This is a genomic window from Hydrogenophaga sp. GW823-FHT04C09 (genome assembly GCF_058796355.1).
Genome location: NZ_JBXAIO010000007.1, coordinates 182931 through 200195, shown reverse-complemented (window position 1 = coordinate 200195; position 17265 = coordinate 182931). Strand labels below are relative to the sequence as shown.

The window sequence follows — 17265 nt, the reverse complement described above, 5'->3', positions numbered from 1 at the left end:
CTCAGTGCGGTACCCGGCAGACCAGCATCACGTTGGCGAAGGGCTTGCGCCCGCTCATGGGCTCGGTCTCGACCACGAAGCCCAGCTGCCGCAGCTCGGCCACCCAGTCCTGCAGGGTGCGGCAGTACAGGCGCGGCAGGCGGTGCCCGCGCGTGTAGGTGACGAGCCGGTCCACGCCGTTGCAGATGCGGTAGGTCAGGCCCGCGCCCGCGTCACCGATGCGGGTGAGGAACACGCCCCCGGGCGGCAGCGCCTGGCGGATGCGCGCGAGCACCTCGCGCTGCTGCTCGTGGCTGAAGTAGTGCAGCGCGTCGAGGATGAGGATGGCGTCGGGCCGGCCGAAGTCGACCGCGTTCATGTCGCCCTGCTCCACCCGCACCACCGGGTGCTGCGGGCCGAAGGCGCGCGCGGCGCGGTCCACGTCGCGCTGCATGAGCTCAATGCCGCGCAGCTTCCTGGGCTGTGGCGGCGTCGCCCAGCCCGCCGGCCAGCGGCCCTGCTCGTGCAGCCGGCGCGCGGCCAGCAGCCAGGCGAACAGGCTGCCCTGGCCGCAGCCGAGGTCGAGGTAGTGGCCGCCTTCGGGCAGCAGGCCGCGGCGCAGCATCTCGTGGAAGATGCTGTCGTAACCGAGCTTGCCACGCGCGTAGTGGTAGGCGAAGCGCCCGCTGGGGCGGAAGGTCTGGCTGGCTTCGTTGACCAACAGCTGGACGGATTGACGGCTCATGGGGGAAGGGTTTGGTTCAGGGTGACGGGAGGAAGCTGGCGCTCGGCGAGGGTCTGCAGCAGGCGCGGCAGCACCACGAGAATGACGGGTTCACCGGCGCGGGTGCGGGCGCAGTGGCCGTCGTGCATCAGCACGATGTCGCCCGGGCCCAGGTGTTGCGAGAGGCGCTGGAACACGCGCCCGGGGTCGCCGGTGCGGGTGTCGTAGGCGCGGCGCGTCCAGGTGGCGAGCGTGAGGCCCAGGCCGTGCAGCACCGGGTCGAGGAAGGGGTTGCGCAGGCCGGCGGTGGCGCGGAAGAAGCGCGGCGCTTCGCCCGTGAGGTCGGCCAGCGTGGCCTGCGCGCGCACGATGTCGCGCCGCATGGCGCCCGGGCCGAACAGCGAAAACGCGTTGCTGTGCGCGTACCCGTGGTTCTCCACGCGGTGGCCGCGCCGCACGATCTCGCGGCACAGCGCGGGGTGCTGTTCGGCGATGCGGCCGATGCAGAAGAAACTGGCTTTCGCGCTCGCGGCGTCGAGCAGGTCGAGCACGCGCGGCGTCACCTCGGGGTCGGGCCCGTCGTCGATGGTCAGCGCGACCTCGCGCCGCCGCACCGAGGCCTCGGGCAGGCGGATCAGGTTGGGCCCGAGCAGGCGCGCGCTCGGCCACAGGCCGGCACCGGCCAGCAGCGCGTGGTTGGCCACCAGCGCGCCCACCGCCCAGGGCCAGGCGGCCGGCACGGCCAGCGTGCCGAGCACGGCCGCCCCGTGCACGGCGGCGCTCGCGCTCAGGAAAGGGGATGGGCTCCAGCGCTTCGTGGCCATGTCAGTGGAAGTGCCCGGCATCGAGGAAACGCGCCCACAGCGGCCGCCAGGCCGACCAGTCGTGCCCGCCCGGCACGGTGTGGCGCGAGGCGGCCGGGAAGCGCTCGGCCAGTTGCGCGATGCGCGCGGCGAACCGGTCTTCCGTGCCGTGGCCGACGAACACCGGCAGCTCGGCCGGCGGGTTCTGGAGCCACTGCCACACGCGCAGCTCGGGATCCTGCAGGTCCTGCGCGCTGGGCTGCCAGCGATCGATGCCCCCGGCGCGCTCGATCAAGTTCACGCTCGGGCGGCTGCCCGGGTAGGGCGCGAGCAGGCACAGGCCGTCGGCCACGCCGGGCCGCGCGGCCAGGTGCGCCATGGCGACCATGCCACCGAGCGAGATGCCGCCCAGCCACACGCGCGCGCCGCGCTCGCGCGCCGGGGTGAGCACCTGGTGCTGCAACGCGTCCCAGGTGTCGACGGCGTCGAGCCCGAGCCCGCTGAGGTCCACCGCCAGCAGGTCCAGCGCCAGGCCCCGGCGTTCGATGGCGTCGGCGAAGCCGGCCTCGAAGAGCTCTTCGGGCCGCATGGCCACGCCGGGCAGCATCACGAGCAGCTGCGGCGCAGCGCCCGAGGTGCCGACCGTGCGCAAGGCCTTCACGGCGCGGGCCTTCTGACGGCGAAGGCCGCCGACAGCACCAGGGCCAGCACCGCGCCCGGCCCCACCGTCACGCCGATGGCGTGCAGCACCGGCACCGTCGACCAGGCCAGCACGCCGAAACCGATGACGGTGGTGAAGCTGGCCACGCCGATGGACAGCAGGGTCTCGTCGTCCAGCACCTCGCCGAGCGCGAGGCGGTCGAAGAACAGCGCGTAGTTGGAGCCCACGGCCACGGTGAGCAGCATGCCCACCAGGTGCAGCAGGTGCAGGCGCACGCCGAAGAAGTGCAGGCCGGCGATCACGACCAGCACCGCCATCACCAGCGGCAGCATCACGCTGGCCAGCCGCAGCGCGCTGCGCTGCACGAAGGCCATGGCCACGACGATGGCGAGAAAGCCCGCGAGCGAGAGCACGATGGCCTCGTCGATGTACTCGCCATAGAGCGTGTCGAACTCGCCCTTGAGGTCGATGAAGAGCGCGCCGCTGCCGGCCAGCGCCTCGCGCACGGCCGCCACCGGGATGTCCGCGCCGGTGGCCTCGGCCGAGGGGCGCAGGGGCAGCAGCACGCTCCAGCCGCTGGGGCGCTGCATCAGCAGCGCGTCCACCGCCAGCCCCAGGCCCGTGCCCTCGAGGTCCTGGCGCGTGAGGTTCGGTGCGCTGCGCGCGGCGGCCACGTCGTCCAGGAAGGGCTGCAGGCGATCGGCCGAGAGCGGGGCGTCCACCAGCGCGCTGCGCAGCCGCTCGCGCAGTTCGTCGGGCGTGGGCAGGCTGGCGCGGCGCGCGGCCTGCGTGGCCTCGCTCGGCAGGAAACGTGCCGGGGTGTCGAAACCGCCGATGAGGCCTTGCTCGACCAGTGGCCGCAACTTCGCGCCGGCGCGCTCGGCGGCCTGCAGCGCGCTCTCGCGGTCGGGCGCGGTGATCACGGCCATGTAGCGCGCATCGGGCGCGCCCAGGTCGCCGCGCAGCCGCGCATCGAGTTCGCCTTCGGCCTGGCTCACGGTGGACAGCGCGGACAGGTCGGACTGCCAGACATCGTGGCGCTCCTGCACCAGGTACACGCACGAGACCAGCACCAGCGCCAGCAACGGCCAGCGCAGCACGGTGGCATGGTCCACCAGCGGGCGCAGCAGGCGGCCCTGGCGCGCGCCGTCGTGCAGGTGCACGCCCGGGCCCGCGAGCTGGGGCAGCAGGTAGCGCGTGACCAGCGCGGCCGTGAGCACGCCGGTGATGGCGTACAGGCCCAGCTGCGCCAGGCCCGGAAAACCCGAGAACAGCAGCGCGCCGAAACCGAGCACCGAGGTGAGCACGCCCAGGCGGATGGTGGGCCAGTACTGCTCGCGCCAGGACCCCACGCCCTGCCGCCCCGACTGCACGAAGTAGTAGATGGCGTAGTCCACCGCCTCGCCGATGAGCGCGGCGCCGAAGCCCACGGTGATGCCGAACACGGTGCCGTGCACCAGGCCCACCATCACGATGGCCGCGAGGGTGCCGCTGAGCACCGGCACCAGCGTGAGCAACATCAGGCGGCCACGGCGGTAGACGAAGCCCAGCATCACCGCGAGGATGGCCGTGCTGATGAGCGAGAGGCGGCTGACCTCTTCCTGGATGGTGGCGCGCGCGCGCACCGCGAACAGGCCGGGGCCGGACATCTCCAGCGTCAGGGCCTGCAGGCCGGGCTGCTGCTGCACGACCTGCGCGAAGCGCTCGCGGATCAGGTCGATGGCGGCGGCCTGGCCGTCGGTGTCGGAGCCCAGCGCGTGCGTCTGCACCACCAGCATGGCGCGTTCGCCGTCGCGCGAGGCCCACACGCCGTCCTGTTCGTTGGGCTGCACGCCGGCGTTCAGGCCCGAGACCAGTTCGACGAGTTCGCCGGTGGGGTCGCGCGCCAGGTAAGGCTTGAACAGCAGGCCGGCCGAGGAGCTGAGCAGGTCCACGCTGTGGTTCACCGCGCTGCGCAGGCCCTCCACGCTGAAGCGCTCGGGCGTGACGGCGCCGCTGAGCACGTAACGGTGGTCGAGCAGGAAATCGCGCGCGGCGTCCAGCGCCTCCGCCTCGCCGTTCTGCACCGTGTCCAGGCTGGGCTCGTCCTTGAGCGAGGCGCGCAGCGCGCGCGAGGCGTCGGCGCGCTGGTCGGCGCTGCCGCCGACGATGGCCAGCATCAGCAGGCGCGAGACCGCGCCCTCGCGCAGCTGGTCCACCATGACCGACTGCTCGGGCGTGGGCTTGGACGGCAGGAAGAAGGAGACGTCGGCCGAGAAACGCGTGTTCCACAACAGGCCCAGACCGACGGCCATCGCCGCCAGCCAGATCAGCAGGGCACGCCACACGCTTCGGGTCATGGCGTCGGCTCGATCGTCATTTCGGTGCGGTCGCCGTCGGCCTGCAGGTAGTCGATGCCCAGCACCTGCTGGCGCACGCCCTTGACGGTGATGCTTTTGAGCAGGCTGGTGATGCGCTCGTCGTTGGGCACCAGAACGAGCACCCAGGCCTCCAGGCTGCCGCTGAGCGAGAGCTTGTAGTGGCGCTCCAGCGCGGCGCGGTCGCCCGCGAGCGTGCTGCGGATGCTGTCCACGAAGGCGGCCACTTCGGGGCGCGCGCTCAGGCGGATCGTCATGCGGCGGCGGTCGCGCTCCACGCTGAGCGTGTCCTTGTCGAGCACCATGGTCTCGACCTGGGGCGTGAGTGTGCGTTTCTCCAGCCGGTCGGGCGGCGTGTAGCGCATCTCGCCGGTGGCGATGACGGGTTTGTCGAGCAGCGCGAGGTGGCGTTTCTCGACGAACTTCGCCTGCCCGCCGGGGTTGCGGGCGAGCTCGGCCATCAGCTGGTCGAGGTCGAGGGCGGCGTGCGCCAGGGCGGTGAAGCCCAGCAGCGCGAGGCCGCAGAAGAGTCGTCGGATCATGTGCGTTGCCAGAAATCGTAAAAATTGAACCAGTTGTAAGGCGCCCGGCGGCAGAGTTCGCTCAGGCGGTCGGCATAGGCCTGCATGGCCTGCGCGATGGCGGCGTCGCGCTCGCCGCGCTCGACGTTGGAAAAATCGGCCAGCAGCTCGAAACGCAGTTCGTAGCGGTTGTCGCCCAAGTACAGGCCGGCCATGAAGAACACCGGCCGGCGCAGCATGGCGGCCATGCGCCAGGGCCCGACCGCGAACCGCGCCGGCGCGCCCAGAAACATGCATTCTGCCGTGCTGTCGTTGGCGAGGGAACGGTCGGCCAGCAGGCCGACCAGGTGGCCGTCGTCGAGCTTGTCGCGCGCCTTGAGCATGGTATCGGGGTGGCCGAGCGCCACCACGTCCTGCTGGGCGCCCGGTTTGATGGCGTTGAGGATGGCGTTGATCTTCTGCGCGTTGTCCTCGTACATCATCATCGCCACGGGCACGTGGGCCCGGGCATGCGCCATCACCCGCAGGACCTCGAAGCTGCCCAGGTGGGCGCCGAGCAGCAGGGCGCCGCGCTGGCGCTGCAAGATATCGTGCAGCGCGTCGTCGCCCACGAACGTGATGTCGAACAGATCAAAGCGGTCATTGAGCAGGTAGATGCGATCGTGCACGGTGCTCGCGAAGCTGAACACGTGCCGGTAACCGTCGCGCCAGGTGGGCGCACGGCCGAGCGCGCGGCGCAGGTAGTCGCGGCCGGCGCGGCGCGCGCGGGGCGAGAAGAGCACGAAGTACAGGGTGACGAAGCGCAGCACCAGGCGGCCGAAGGGGCGGCCCAGCGTGAGCGAGAGCCAGACCATGAAGCGCAGCGCGCCAAGGTGGCTGCGTTCGCGCTGGCGCATCCACTCGGGTGGCGTGTCGCCCCTCATGGCGCCGGGGGCACGAGGCTGCCCGCCGCCACTTCGCGGCCTTCGCAGCTCACGCTGAAGGCGATGGCGCCGCGCGGCGTGGTCTGCAGCGCGAAGCGCAGCACCTGGGACGGCCCGACCGGCACGAAGAACTTGGCCTGCGCGACCTGCCACCCGCCCTGCCACGGGCGTTGGCGCATCTGTCCCGCGAACACGATCGCCTGATCGAGCAGCGCCACGCCCGGCACGATGGGGCGCGCCGGGAAGTGCCCGGCGAAGGCCGGGTGGTCGGGCGGCACGGCCCAGTGGAACTCAGCCGCGTCCATGGCCAGGGCCCACTTTCTCGGTGTAGAGCGCCTGCAAGGCCTGGCGCGGCAGCTTGCCGGTGCTGTTGCGCGGCAGCGCCTCGACGAACACCAGCGGGCGCGGCAGGAAGATCGCGTCCAGCCGCTGGCGCAGGCCGGCCATGAGCGCGCGGGCGTCCAGCGTGGGCGCGACCACGAAGGCGGTCAGGCGCGTCACGCCGTCGTCGCCGAGCTCATCGGGCAGGAAGAAGGCCGCGTCCACCACGCCGGGCAGCGCGCCGATCTGGTGGTTCAGGTAGGCCAGCGAGGTGCGCTTGCCGGCGATGTTGATCAGGTCGGCATGGCGGCCGTGCAGCAGGAAGCAGCCCTCGGTGCCGGACTCGATGATGTCGGCCAGCGGCACGCGGCCTTCGACATGCCCGCCGCTGGCGTAGGTGGTGTCGCCCTCGTGCTCCAGGTGCACGGCCTCCATGAGCCGCCAGGCCGCGCCATCGAGCGTGCGGCGGCTGGCCAGCGCGGACGATTCGGTGGAGCCGTAGATCTCGTGCACCGGCGCGCCGCAGCGTTCTTCGGCGCGGCGCGCGAGATCGGGGCTGAGCGGCGCGGTGGCCGAGAGCACCAGGTCCATGGGCGGCAGCGGCAGTTCCGAGGCCAGCAGCGCGGAGAGGTGGAACGGCGTGGTCACCAGCATGCGCGGGCGCGGCACGGCGTCCAGCGCGGCCACGATGTCCTGCGGGTAGAAGGGTTTGCCGGCCGCGAACTGGCAGCCGCCGTGCAGCGCGATCAGAAAGGTCGACTCGAAACCGTAGCTGTGCTGGATGGGCACGGTGCCCACGATGGATTGCGGCCGTTGCATGAGGCCGAGGGCCGTGGCCTCGGCGCGACCGTTGAGCACCAGCTTGCCCCAGGTCTTGCGGTGCGGCTGGGGCAGGCCGGTCGAGCCCGAGGTGAACAGGATGGCGACCACGCGCTCGGCGTCCAGCCGGGGCATGTCGTGGATCTCGGGCCGGGGCTGCACGGCAAGATCGGGGAACACCAGGCCGGGCAGGTCGGGCACCGCCCCGGGGCGGTCGCCCAGCCAGGACACGCCGGGGTAGTCGGCCGCCAGGCGCTGCAGCGTTTCGGGCGACTGCGACGAGGGCTGCAGGCTGACCTTGCCCGCCAGCAGGCCGGCGGCGAAACCGACGGCGAAGTGGTAGCGGTCTTCGCACACGTTGAGCAGCCAGCCGCCCTCGGGCAGGCGGGCGGCGAGCGCGTGCGCGTCGGCCAGGAATTCGCGCACGCGCACCGCGCCCTGCGCGCGCCAGGCGAACACATCGTCGAGCCCGTGGGCCCCGATCAGCGGCAGGGTCGTGTCGTTCATGGCGGCGGTGGCGCGGCGCTGCGGCGCGCCGACTCGCGCTGGTAGGCCCGCCGGATGTCGGCCAGGCCCGGGCGTTCGTGCGGCGGCAGCACCCGCAGGCGGACGAGGTGCTCACCCAGGAACATGAGGCCGATCAGCGGACCGGTCAGCACGTTGGCGTGGATCGACCAGATGGCTGGCGGCGCCCAGATGAAGAGCCCGGTGGAGACCAGCGCGTTGGCGAAGAAGAAGATCGTCCAGGCCAGCGTGGCGCCGCGCGTGTAGCGCAGCTTGCGCTCGGACAGCTCGGACCCGAAGATGCGCCGCGCCATGCGGGTGATGAGGGCGTCGCCGGGGCCGAGCAGCGACTTGCCGAACAGCACGCCCAGCGCGATGTGGATGCCCAGGTGCTGGATGTAGTACAGCAGGGCCACGTTGTGGCGCAGCCGCGGCCAGAGCCAGGCCAGCAAGGCGCCCAGCGCCAGCACGCCGGCCCCGCGCACGGCCCAATGGGGCAGCCGCCACAGCGCCATCAGCACGGCCACGGCGATGGGCAGCACGGCCACGGCGGCGTTGAAGTCGGCATTGCCCCAGCCGTTGCTGCCCACGTGCGCCGCGATCACCCAGGCCACCATCAGGAGCAGCGCGCCGAGGTCCCGCAGCAGCGTGGAAGCGGTCATCTCACTGGGTGCGCTGGCTGGCGATGTGGGCGGCCAGGGCGCGCGGCGAAGCGAAGATCTTCTCGTTGTCCTCGTTGTCCGAACGCATCTGGAAGCCATAGCGTTTGGAAATGACGAGCGAGATCTCCAGCATGTCGATGGAGTCCAGGCCCATGCCGTCGCCATACAAGGGGCCGTCGGGATCCACCTCGGCGGGCGCGAGCTCCATGTTGAGGGCTTCGATGATCAGCGCGACCACCTCGGGCCAGAGGGCATCGACGGTTTCAGGGGAGACGGGTTGGGTCATGACGGTCACTCGGGAAAAGGGGTCTTCAAAGGGGCGGCGCGCGGAACGCCAGCACGGCGTTGCTGCCACCGAAGGCAAAGGAATTGGACAGCGCCGCGCGCAGCGGCACCTGGCGGCGGCCTTGCAGCACGTGGTCCACGCCCTCGCAGGCGGGGTCGATGCGACCGGCCAGGTGGGCGGTGGGCGGGATGGCCTGCTCACGCAGCGCCAGCACGGTGGCCACGGCCTCGATCGCGCCGGCGGCGCCGAGCAGGTGGCCGTGCATGGATTTGGTGGCGCTCACGGGCAACTCCGCGGCGCCGTCGCCGAACACCTCGCACAGGGCCGCGACCTCCACCGGGTCGCCCTCGGGGGTGGCCGTGCCGTGGGCGTTGACGTAGCCGATCTCGGCCGGCGCCAGGCCGGCGTCGGCCAGCGCGGCGCGCAGGGCGCGCACCTGGCCCTGCCGGTGCGGGCGGACCAGGTGGCTGTGATCGCAACTGGTGCCATAGCCCACGATTTCACCATGGATGGTCGCGCCGCGGGCGACCGCGTGGTCCCAGGCCTCCAGCACCAGCGCCGCCCCGCCTTCGCCGAGCACGAGGCCGGCGCGGTCGGCCGCGAACGGGCGGCAGGCGGCGGGCGCGGTGTCGGCGTCGCCGGGTGCCATCACGCGCATGGCGTCCCAGGCGCGCAACACGCTGTAGGACTGGCAGACGTCGGAGCCACCGGTGACCATCACCGTGGTCTCACCGCTGCGCACGCGCCGGAAGGCCTCGCCGATGGCGATGCTGGAGGACGCGCAGGCCGCCGTGTGGCTGGTGCTCACGCCGCCCAGGCCGAGCTGGATGGAGATGTGGGCGTTGACCGCGTTGTTCATGCCCTGCACCACCGACAGCGGCGAGACGCGCTCGCGCCCCCGGATCCACAGATCGCGGCCACCGCGCTCGTGCGCCTCCAGGCCGCCCAGGGCGGTGCCCCAGATGCAGCCCCAGGCCTCGCGCTCGGCGCCCTCGGTGTCCGTGGCCTGGCGCGGCAGGCCGGCCTGCTCCCAGGCCTGGAAGGCCGCGGCCACGCCGAGCTGGGCGAAACGCTCCATCATCAGCGCCAGCGGCTTGCCCAGCGCGGCCTCGGGGTCGAAGCCGGCGCAGCCCACGAACGGGTGGGACAGCGGGCGCGGCAGGTCCTGCGTCACCCGCAGGTGGCGCACGGCGGATTCCCCGGCCAGCAGGCGTTCGAAGAAATCCCGGGCATCACCGCCGTAGGGGCTGATCACCCCGATGCCGGTGATCGCGACGCGGTGGGGGCGCATGTTCAACCGGCCTTGAGCGCGGCCAGCGAATCGATCACGGCCTGCATCTCGGCCACCGTCTTGGGCGGCTGCACGTCGGAGGGGATGTCGATGCCCAGCCGGTCCTCGGCTTCGAACATCAGTTCGGCCAGCATCAGCGAGTCCACCCCGAGCTCGGCCAGCAAGGCCTCGGGCAGCACCTGATCGGGCTGGACACCCAGGCGGTCGACGAGGAAGGTGCGGATCAGTTCAGTGGAGCTCATGAAAATTGCCCAAGGATGAGACTGGCACGGTGGGGCCTGCACGCAAGCCGATGCGCAAAAACGAACATGGGGGGAACTCCTCCGAAGCAAAGACCGTCTTGGGGTTCTGGTACGGCCTTGGGCGGGCGCGCCGCCCTTGCTTCACAGGGCATGGGATTATACAAAGGGGCTACAGGAAGGCCGGCTGTCACACGCGTGTCGTACATTAGGCCGGCCCCCTGCGCCGGCCCCACCCACACCCATGCCCACCCCCACCGAACGCGCCTGGTACCGCCAGCTCCTGTCCCGGTTCGTCACGCTGTGGTACCTCAAGGCCTTCGGCACCATGGCGTTCATGGTGTTGTTCTTCCAGGCCTACTTCTGGGTGCTGCACCACCCGATGGCCGAACCGCTCATGATGCCCATGCTCGTGGTGGACGACTGGGTACCGTTCCTGCCCGGCGCCTTCTACGCCTACGTGTCGCTGTGGGTCTACGTGTCGCTGGCACCGGCCCTGCTGCCCAACCTGCGCGAGCTGCTGCGCTACGGCCTGTGGGTGGGCGCGCTGTGCGTGTTCTGCCTGGCGCTGTTCTGGCTGGCCCCGACCCAGACACCGTTGACCGACATCGACTGGTCCCAGCATCCCCGGCTGGCCTTCCTGAAAGGCATCGACGCCTCGGGCAACGCCTGTCCCTCGCTGCACGTGGGTTCGGCGGTGTTCTCGGCCTTCTGGTTCCAGCGCATCTTCCGGGAGACCGGCGCGCCGGCCGCGCTGCGCTGGCTCAGCGTATTGCATTGCGGGGTGATCGTCTGGTCCACGATGGCGATCCGCCAGCACGTGTTCCTGGACGTGCTGGCCGGCGCCGCCGTGGGCGCGGTCTTTGCCTGGCTGTCGCTGCGCCGCTGGCTCAGCCCGACGAGAGCCTGAACACCGCCACGGCCTGCACCATCTGCTCGGCGCGGGTCTTGAGGCTGGAGGCCGCGGCCGCGCTCTCTTCCACCAGCGCCGCGTTCTGCTGCGTGGCCTGGTCCATCTGCGTGACGGCCTCGCCGACCTGAGCCACGCCCGAGCTCTGCTCCTGGCTGGCCGCGCTGATCTCGCCCATGATGTCGTTGACGCGGCGGATCGAGTTCACCACCTCGGTCATGGTCACGCCGGCACGGTCGACCAGCGAGCTGCCCTGCTCCACGCGCTCCACGCTGGCGGTGATCAGGCCGCGGATTTCCTTGGCGGCTTCCGAGCTTCGCTGCGCGAGGTTGCGCACCTCGCCGGCCACCACCGCAAAGCCCCGGCCCTGCTCGCCGGCGCGCGCGGCTTCCACCGCCGCGTTCAGCGCCAGGATGTTGGTCTGGAACGCGATCCCGTCGATCACGCCGATGATGTCGGCGATCTTGCGGCTGCTGTCGTTGATGTCGCGCATGGTGTCCACCACCTGGGCGACCACCTCGCCCCCCTGCGTGGCCACGGTGGAGGCGCTCATCGCGAGCTGGTTGGCCTGCTGCGCGTTGTCGGCGTTCTGGCGCACGGTGGAGCTGAGCTGCTCCATGGACGCGGCGGTCTCCTCCAGCGCGCTGGCCTGCTGCTCGGTGCGGGCCGACAGGTCGTTGTTGCCCTGGGCAATCTCGGCGCTGGCCATGGCCACGCCCTCGGCGTTGCCGCGCACGTTGGAGACCACGCGGCCCAGGCTGTCCTGCATGCCCTTGAGGGCCTGCAGCAACTGGGCGGCTTCGTCGCGGCCCTCGGCGGGGATGGCGCGCGTGAGGTCGCCGTCGGCGATCAGGCGCGCGGTTTCGGCGGCTTGGCGCAGCGGCACGGTGATCGAACGGCTGAGCACGAAGGCGGCCGCCGCGCCCAGCAGGGTCGCGAGCACGCCGCCCATGATCAGGATGGTGCGGCCATTCGCAGCCATCTCTTCGGCTTCTTTCAAGGCCGCGTCGTAGATGCCCTGCTGGCGCTGCTCCAGTTTCAGGATGGTGTTGATATAGGCCTCGGCCAGGGGTCTGAGGTCGCGGTCCAGCGCGGCGCTCATGTCTTCACCGGCCATGCGCGCCTTCATCACGACACCGCGCGGCGTGCGGTAGGCCTCGCGCGCGGCGTCGATGTCGGCGATCATCTTCTTGCCGGTGTCGGACTTGACCAGCTCGACCATGCGATCGCGCGAGGCCTGCGAGATCTTGGAGGTCTCGTCCATGTCCGCCTGCCACGTGGCGATGCGGCTGGTGTCGGAATCCAGGATGGCCGCGCGGGTGCGCACCCAGTTGATGTCGATGGTCTGGCGCCAGCGCGCGGCCAGCTGCAGTTTTTCGTTGTCTTCCCCAGCCAGCGTGCGCGTGGTCTGCACCAGCTCCTGCAGGCGCCAGACGCCGATGCCGGCCATCAGGGCCGTGATCAGCAGAACCAGTCCGAAGGCGATGGCCAGGCGGCTGCCGACCTTGATGTCGTTGAGTTTCATGCGGGAGAACTTTCTGGAGGAGTAAGGGGATCGGCGCCCCGGGCCAGCCCGCTTTTGGCGGTCATGGCCCAGCGCCACCACCCCCAGGGCATCGGCGGATTGGCCACGATCTTGAGCCACCCGCCTGGCGGCGATGCGCCGAAGAGGGCCCGCTCTTGCCCGCTTTTCAGCGCCCGCCCACAATGCCTTCCCATGCCCACCGACTCGAAACCCCTGGCCGTGGTGGCCGCCGACGCCCCGGCGCGCACCAAACCCTCGAACTACCCCGAGCCTTTTGCGGCCCGCGTGGCCGGGCGCGTCAAGCGTCCCCTGGGCGACTTGTTTGCCCTGAAACACTTCGGGGTCAACCACACGACCCTGCCGCCGAAGTCGGTGTCGGCGCTGCGCCACGCCCACAGCCGGCAGGACGAGTTCGTCTACATCCTGGTCGGGCACCCGACGCTGTACACCGACGAGGGCGCCACGCCCTTGTCGCCCGGCATGTGCGCGGGTTTTCCGGCCGGCAGCGGCAACGGCCACAAGCTGGTGAACGAAACCGATGAGCCGGTGCTGTACCTGGAGGTGGGTGACCGCAGCGAAGGCGACGAGGTCAGCTACCCCGAAGACGACCTGCGGGCCGTGCAGGTCGACGGCCGTTGGGCCTTCACGCACAAGGACGGGCGGCCGTACTGACATCGGCGCCGCGGGCACGGTCAGACCCGCTTCGTCATGCTCTTTTTTTGAGCATCGCTCGCGCCGCCAGGCGGGCCGCGGCCTGCGGCAGTTGTCCCAGGGGTTGTCCACACCCTTGGGCACAGCAGCTGTGAGCAACCCTCGAAAGAGCCTCCCCGGAAACGACAAAGCCCTTGAGGCAACTCAAGGGCTTGAACGTGGTTGGTGCGGCTGGCGGGGATTGGCTTCGGAGTGTTTTAGGTAAATATTGTTCTTAACATTTTATTAGCCGCTATAAGTGCCGATGAGACGGAATTCGATCCCCGACATGGCGCCTGTACGAGGAGAAGCCTTGCTCAAGCCATGACACTTGGCGCGGACTTATGCCGCGCTGGAGACGCGCCAGAAGGGGGACCCTTACCCTACTTTAGGCCCGCACTTGAACATTTCCCCGCCTACAGACGGCATCGATGCTTGGGCATCGCGGCATCGACTATTGACCATCACCCGCGACCTTGAGCTGGCCACCACGCGCGCGACCTATCCAAGAGGCTAGCCCGGCAAGAAAGATACGCGGGCTGGATCCGACCCCGCGCAGAGGCTCAGACGGTGGAAATCTCCTCCTCGCTCATCGCAGCGCTTCAGTTGGCACTTGCCGCGAAACCAGAAGCGCAGGAGCTGGGTGAGTTGTGGCCGCGCGACCGAGCGGACACACCCTGGACAGCCTTTAACCAGTTGTGCGCCCGGACCGCCGGTCTTGAACATGTCACCCATGGCTTGTTGGGGAACACTGCTGAGCAGATTGTGTTCGACGAGACGCAGAGTGCCGTCATGGCGCGCATGCTGCTTGTACCCGAGCACGCCGTCAGGCCTGCGGCCGGTTGGTATGCCTCATGGACCGTCGGACAAGCAAATGCGGCGCTCGCGAGCATTGCACCTGGCGTTTTGCTTGTTCAACCGACTAACTCGGACGACTGCAACGGCTTGGGCAGCGATCTTGACCCAGATGACGCTCAGCTGAGAGTGGCATTTGACGAGGCCCACCATCAGCTGACGTCCGCCATGTCGAACAGCAGAGCGCAAAGCTGGATTGAACTTCACAATCAGATCACGACTTACAGCATCGCTGTGCTTCTCGCGTGTACGGCCGCTCGCCCGGTGAGTTCAGTTTTCGAACGAGCTGCGGACTTCGATCTGGACCTCGCAAGGCTCTTCATCGATGACAAGGCGGTTGCCTACCGCACGCGCGGCCGCTGGGGCAGGCTCGTCCCCCTCCCCTCATTGGTGGTCGAGATGCTCGAAAACCTTTACTTGCCCTATCTTCGCTCGCTGCATGAGCACCTTCAGCGCGTTGGGCATGACCACCTGGACCCACTCATTGAGTCCATCGACGGCCAGTTAAAATCGGCGAGTCGATCCCCGCTGCCCTTCTTTTTTCATCTTCATGCCAAACGCGATGGCATGATCGTGATCAACGAAGTGCACGAGGAAGGTCTTAGTGACACCGATCTTTTCAACTGGCCACTTCCGTGGAATCTTTTTCGACATCGCATGGCCACGCGCCTGCGGACGATCGGACTCGACGAAGAATTGGTGGCGGCACAACTGGGCCACGCTGAGGCCGGCGCCGCAACTTTTGGCGATCACTCCACGCGTTGTTGGGCTCATGACGAGGAGCAGTGGCGCAGCGCGCTTGAAAAAGCGCTTGAACCACTGAACATTGCCGTTCCACGCTTCGCTTCAGGCCACAGCTATCTCGAAATCAAGGCCCCGTCGCATCCCATCGAGCTGCCGAAATTTGGTTCCGAGCAGCGCCAGCGCGCCCGACGAGAGACGAGGCTTCGGGCCAAGAGAGACGCCCGAGCTCATCTTCACGAGCAAATCAACGATTGGGTACGAAAGAATCTGGCCGAAAATGTGGCTGCGCAGCAGCAGTCAGGTCATTCGCAAGATGGGCATGCTTCGAGTGAGGAGGAGAAGGTCAAAGATCACCTGTCCCATGCCGACGCCCTTATGAACATCGACGCCAATCGATGGACAGAACTGGGTCGCGAGATGATCTTTGACTCCAAGGGCCTGCCTCGCGCTAACGGCGTCGTTTGGTACGAAGCTTACGAGGAAATGGCCGAAGCAATCTTCAAGCTTCATGGCGTTCGCATGCGATCGCGGTTTGCGGCGCGCCATCTGCTTGTCGAGCGGCCGGCATTTCATGAAGACTGCATTGGCATCACCAATCGGCTTGAGAGATTGAGAAGATCGCTCGATCAAATTTTTTCCCATGCGCCGCCCGTGTCCAAGATGCCGCACGAACTCAAGGAGATGCTGCTCGCCTTCGATCTTTGCCTCAACTCCCGGATCACCGACACCAGATTCCTGCTTCGCATCACCGCAAAAAACAAGGAACGACTGACGTACCACCTCCGCACCAACGTGGCGTACGTGGGTTTCAGGCCCGAGAGGACCGATGTTGACGGCTTGCCGTTCGCTTGGTTCATTTTGCCGCCACGATCGTTTCCGATCCTGCTCGCACTCAAGCGCAGCGAAGGCGCAAGTCGCGAATCGGCTTTGGCCGCATCGCTATTCAAGCCGCTGCTCGAGCACCTCGGCATCAAGATGGATGGAGGCTATCGTCTCGAATCGATCACTGAGCTCGCGAGACTCGTCGACATCGAGAACTCGGTGGTGTTACCTGGCATTGCAGCCGCTTCACGAAGCGACCGGCTGCCGTCTTGGTCCGTATCGGCAGAGGAGCTTGCGCGCATCCAGTTCGGTCGACGCATTAGCCTGCCGCTTGAGCTTGGCGGAGGCGCAACGTCAAATCCGCAAGCGGACAAACTGCCATCTGCTCGCGCAGTGCCCAGCGTCTTATGACACTCAGTGTCGCCACGTCTATCACTCCTGAAATCTCCTGCTGCTAAAAGCAGCAGGATAGGGTTCTTACGTGGGTCAGCTTTCAATGGAAATTGCTGCTCTAACTGGGTCAGTTTTCAGTGGAAGACAACATCCATGCGCCCAGAGATCAGTGGAATTCAACACACCGAGCAAGTCCTTCATTGCATTCGCTGCGCTGTTGTAAGGACATGCAGCACGTCAACACTTGCCTGCTGCTTAACCAAGCTAGATCAGATGAGCAGCTGAATCACCGTCTATTTTCGATAATGTTTAGGTATTTTCGAAATTATGAATTCAAGCTCACATTTACAATCGAGCACCGGCATAGAAGCAAGCGTCTCGGGCATACGGAGTTAAGTACGGGCACCTCCCGCAAAGCCTTGGGCATCTATAGCGCCAAAACTTTTCGAAAATAAACCAACGGAGTGAGCAATGGCGGGGGACTTTCTGGAGCGCAGCCTGGAAGAGCGGGCAGGGGCATCAAATCAGTCAACGTCCACGTTGACGGCGAAGATCCACGACCGGATCCGCGACGACATCGTCTTCGGCGTGCTTCGACCGGGAGAGCGGCTCAAGCTCGACACCCTCAAGGAACGCTACGGCATCGGCATGACGCCATTGCGGGAAGCGCTCTACCGCCTGTCTGCCTCCATGCTGGTGGTGGTCGAGGACCGCAAGGGTTTTGCGGTGGCGCCCGTTTCGCCCACGCACCTGGCAGAGGTGATCGCCACGCGCATGGAGATCGAGTCGCTGGTGTTGCGCAGCGCCTTTGCCGAGGGCGGTTCGGCATGGCAGGCGCAGGTGGTGGAGGCGTTCCATGCCTTGCGCAAGGCGTCGCAGAACAAGCCAAACCCCGGCCCCTACACCCCGGAATGGGAAGCGGCGCACCGTGAGTTCCATTTCGCGTTACTGGCCCCCGCCAAGGTGCCGATGCTCCAGGAATTCCAGCACACCCTTTGGGATCACTCCGCGCGGTACCGAAACCTGGCCTATCCCGGCAAGTCGTCGGGCAGCGAGGTGTTCGTGGGCCATGAACAGCTGATGGAGGCAGTGGTGCAAAGGGACGTGGAAATGGCGTGCATGCTGCTTCGCCGTCACATTGCACTGGCCAGCGCCCCGATCCTGGCGGCCATCTTTCCTCGGCCTGGCGCTCCGGCGTAGTCGGTGGCGGCCCGCGGCACACGCCGCGGGTTCCGC

At 68.3% G+C, this 17265-nt stretch carries 16 protein-coding genes and 1 pseudogene; 3 read left to right on the top strand and 14 right to left on the bottom strand.

Annotation, left to right across the window (positions count from 1 at the left end; genetic code table 11):
• Nucleotide 1: 1 nt before the first annotated feature.
• Genes AC1Q9M_RS19585 through AC1Q9M_RS19530 form a run of 12 tightly spaced genes read right to left on the bottom strand, consistent with a single transcriptional unit; the run spans nt 2 to nt 10093 of the window.
• Nucleotides 2-724, bottom strand: a complete 723-nt coding sequence (locus AC1Q9M_RS19585; RefSeq protein ID WP_382322872.1) for a methyltransferase domain-containing protein — start codon at nt 722-724, stop codon at nt 2-4.
• Nucleotides 721-1527, bottom strand: coding sequence for a polysaccharide deacetylase family protein (locus tag AC1Q9M_RS19580; protein WP_492435295.1), 807 nt, complete (start codon nt 1525-1527; stop codon nt 721-723). Before AC1Q9M_RS19580 ends, AC1Q9M_RS19585 begins: the two co-directional genes overlap by 4 nt.
• Before the next feature lies 1 nt (nt 1528).
• Entirely contained in the window at nt 1529-2167 is a 639-nt protein-coding gene (locus AC1Q9M_RS19575; protein ID WP_492435293.1) for an alpha/beta fold hydrolase, read from the bottom strand.
• Nucleotides 2164-4506 carry an MMPL family transporter gene (locus AC1Q9M_RS19570; protein ID WP_382322869.1) on the bottom strand — a complete coding sequence of 781 codons (2343 nt, stop codon included), beginning with the start codon at nt 4504-4506 and terminating at the stop codon, nt 2164-2166. The genes AC1Q9M_RS19575 and AC1Q9M_RS19570 overlap by 4 nt, the downstream gene beginning before the upstream one ends.
• Nucleotides 4503-5066, bottom strand: coding sequence for a LolA-related protein (locus AC1Q9M_RS19565; RefSeq protein ID WP_382322868.1), 564 nt, complete (start codon nt 5064-5066; stop codon nt 4503-4505). Before AC1Q9M_RS19565 ends, AC1Q9M_RS19570 begins: the two co-directional genes overlap by 4 nt.
• Complete coding sequence (locus AC1Q9M_RS19560; protein ID WP_382322867.1) at nt 5063-5968, bottom strand: lysophospholipid acyltransferase family protein; 906 nt, start codon at nt 5966-5968, stop codon at nt 5063-5065. The genes AC1Q9M_RS19565 and AC1Q9M_RS19560 overlap by 4 nt, the downstream gene beginning before the upstream one ends.
• On the bottom strand, nt 5965-6273 hold the full coding sequence (locus AC1Q9M_RS19555; protein WP_382162937.1) for an ApeI family dehydratase: 309 nt from the start codon (nt 6271-6273) through the stop codon (nt 5965-5967). The genes AC1Q9M_RS19560 and AC1Q9M_RS19555 overlap by 4 nt, the downstream gene beginning before the upstream one ends.
• A complete protein-coding gene (locus tag AC1Q9M_RS19550) occupies nt 6260-7615 on the bottom strand; it encodes an AMP-binding protein (protein ID WP_444687998.1) in 1356 nt (451 codons plus the stop codon). The genes AC1Q9M_RS19555 and AC1Q9M_RS19550 overlap by 14 nt, the downstream gene beginning before the upstream one ends.
• Nucleotides 7612-8274: a COG4648 family protein gene (locus AC1Q9M_RS19545; protein ID WP_444687997.1), complete on the bottom strand. Its 663-nt coding sequence runs from the start codon at nt 8272-8274 to the stop codon at nt 7612-7614. Before AC1Q9M_RS19545 ends, AC1Q9M_RS19550 begins: the two co-directional genes overlap by 4 nt.
• Before the next feature lies 1 nt (nt 8275).
• Entirely contained in the window at nt 8276-8560 is a 285-nt protein-coding gene (locus AC1Q9M_RS19540; protein ID WP_291114403.1) for a phosphopantetheine-binding protein, read from the bottom strand.
• A 25-nt stretch (nt 8561-8585) separates the two neighbouring features.
• On the bottom strand, nt 8586-9851 hold the full coding sequence (locus AC1Q9M_RS19535; protein ID WP_444687996.1) for a beta-ketoacyl-[acyl-carrier-protein] synthase family protein: 1266 nt from the start codon (nt 9849-9851) through the stop codon (nt 8586-8588).
• A 2-nt stretch (nt 9852-9853) separates the two neighbouring features.
• Entirely contained in the window at nt 9854-10093 is a 240-nt protein-coding gene (locus AC1Q9M_RS19530) for an acyl carrier protein (protein WP_382162947.1), read from the bottom strand.
• Between the two features lie 241 nt (nt 10094-10334).
• On the opposite strand from AC1Q9M_RS19530, the gene AC1Q9M_RS19525 reads away from it, so the two are divergent.
• Nucleotides 10335-11000 carry a phosphatase PAP2 family protein gene (locus AC1Q9M_RS19525; RefSeq protein ID WP_382322861.1) on the top strand — a complete coding sequence of 222 codons (666 nt, stop codon included), beginning with the start codon at nt 10335-10337 and terminating at the stop codon, nt 10998-11000.
• On the opposite strand, the gene AC1Q9M_RS19520 is transcribed toward AC1Q9M_RS19525, so the two are convergent.
• The gene (locus AC1Q9M_RS19520) at nt 10981-12525 is read right to left on the bottom strand and encodes a methyl-accepting chemotaxis protein (protein WP_444687994.1); all 1545 of its coding nucleotides are present in this window, start codon (nt 12523-12525) and stop codon (nt 10981-10983) included. The two genes, AC1Q9M_RS19525 and AC1Q9M_RS19520, sit on opposite strands and share 20 nt — an antisense overlap.
• Nucleotides 12526-12717: 192 nt before the next feature.
• Here AC1Q9M_RS19520 and AC1Q9M_RS19515 point away from each other — a divergent pair, with 192 nt between their 5' ends.
• On the top strand, nt 12718-13197 hold the full coding sequence (locus tag AC1Q9M_RS19515; RefSeq protein WP_444687993.1) for a cupin domain-containing protein: 480 nt from the start codon (nt 12718-12720) through the stop codon (nt 13195-13197).
• 2791 nt (nt 13198-15988) lie between these two features.
• Here AC1Q9M_RS19515 and AC1Q9M_RS19510 read toward each other — a convergent pair.
• Nucleotides 15989-16072: pseudogene (locus AC1Q9M_RS19510) on the bottom strand (XRE family transcriptional regulator); the annotation flags it as partial.
• Nucleotides 16073-16500: 428 nt separating this feature from the next.
• Here AC1Q9M_RS19510 and AC1Q9M_RS19505 point away from each other — a divergent pair.
• The gene (locus AC1Q9M_RS19505; protein WP_492435287.1) at nt 16501-17229 is read left to right on the top strand and encodes a GntR family transcriptional regulator; all 729 of its coding nucleotides are present in this window, start codon (nt 16501-16503) and stop codon (nt 17227-17229) included.
• Nucleotides 17230-17265 lie beyond the last annotated feature (36 nt).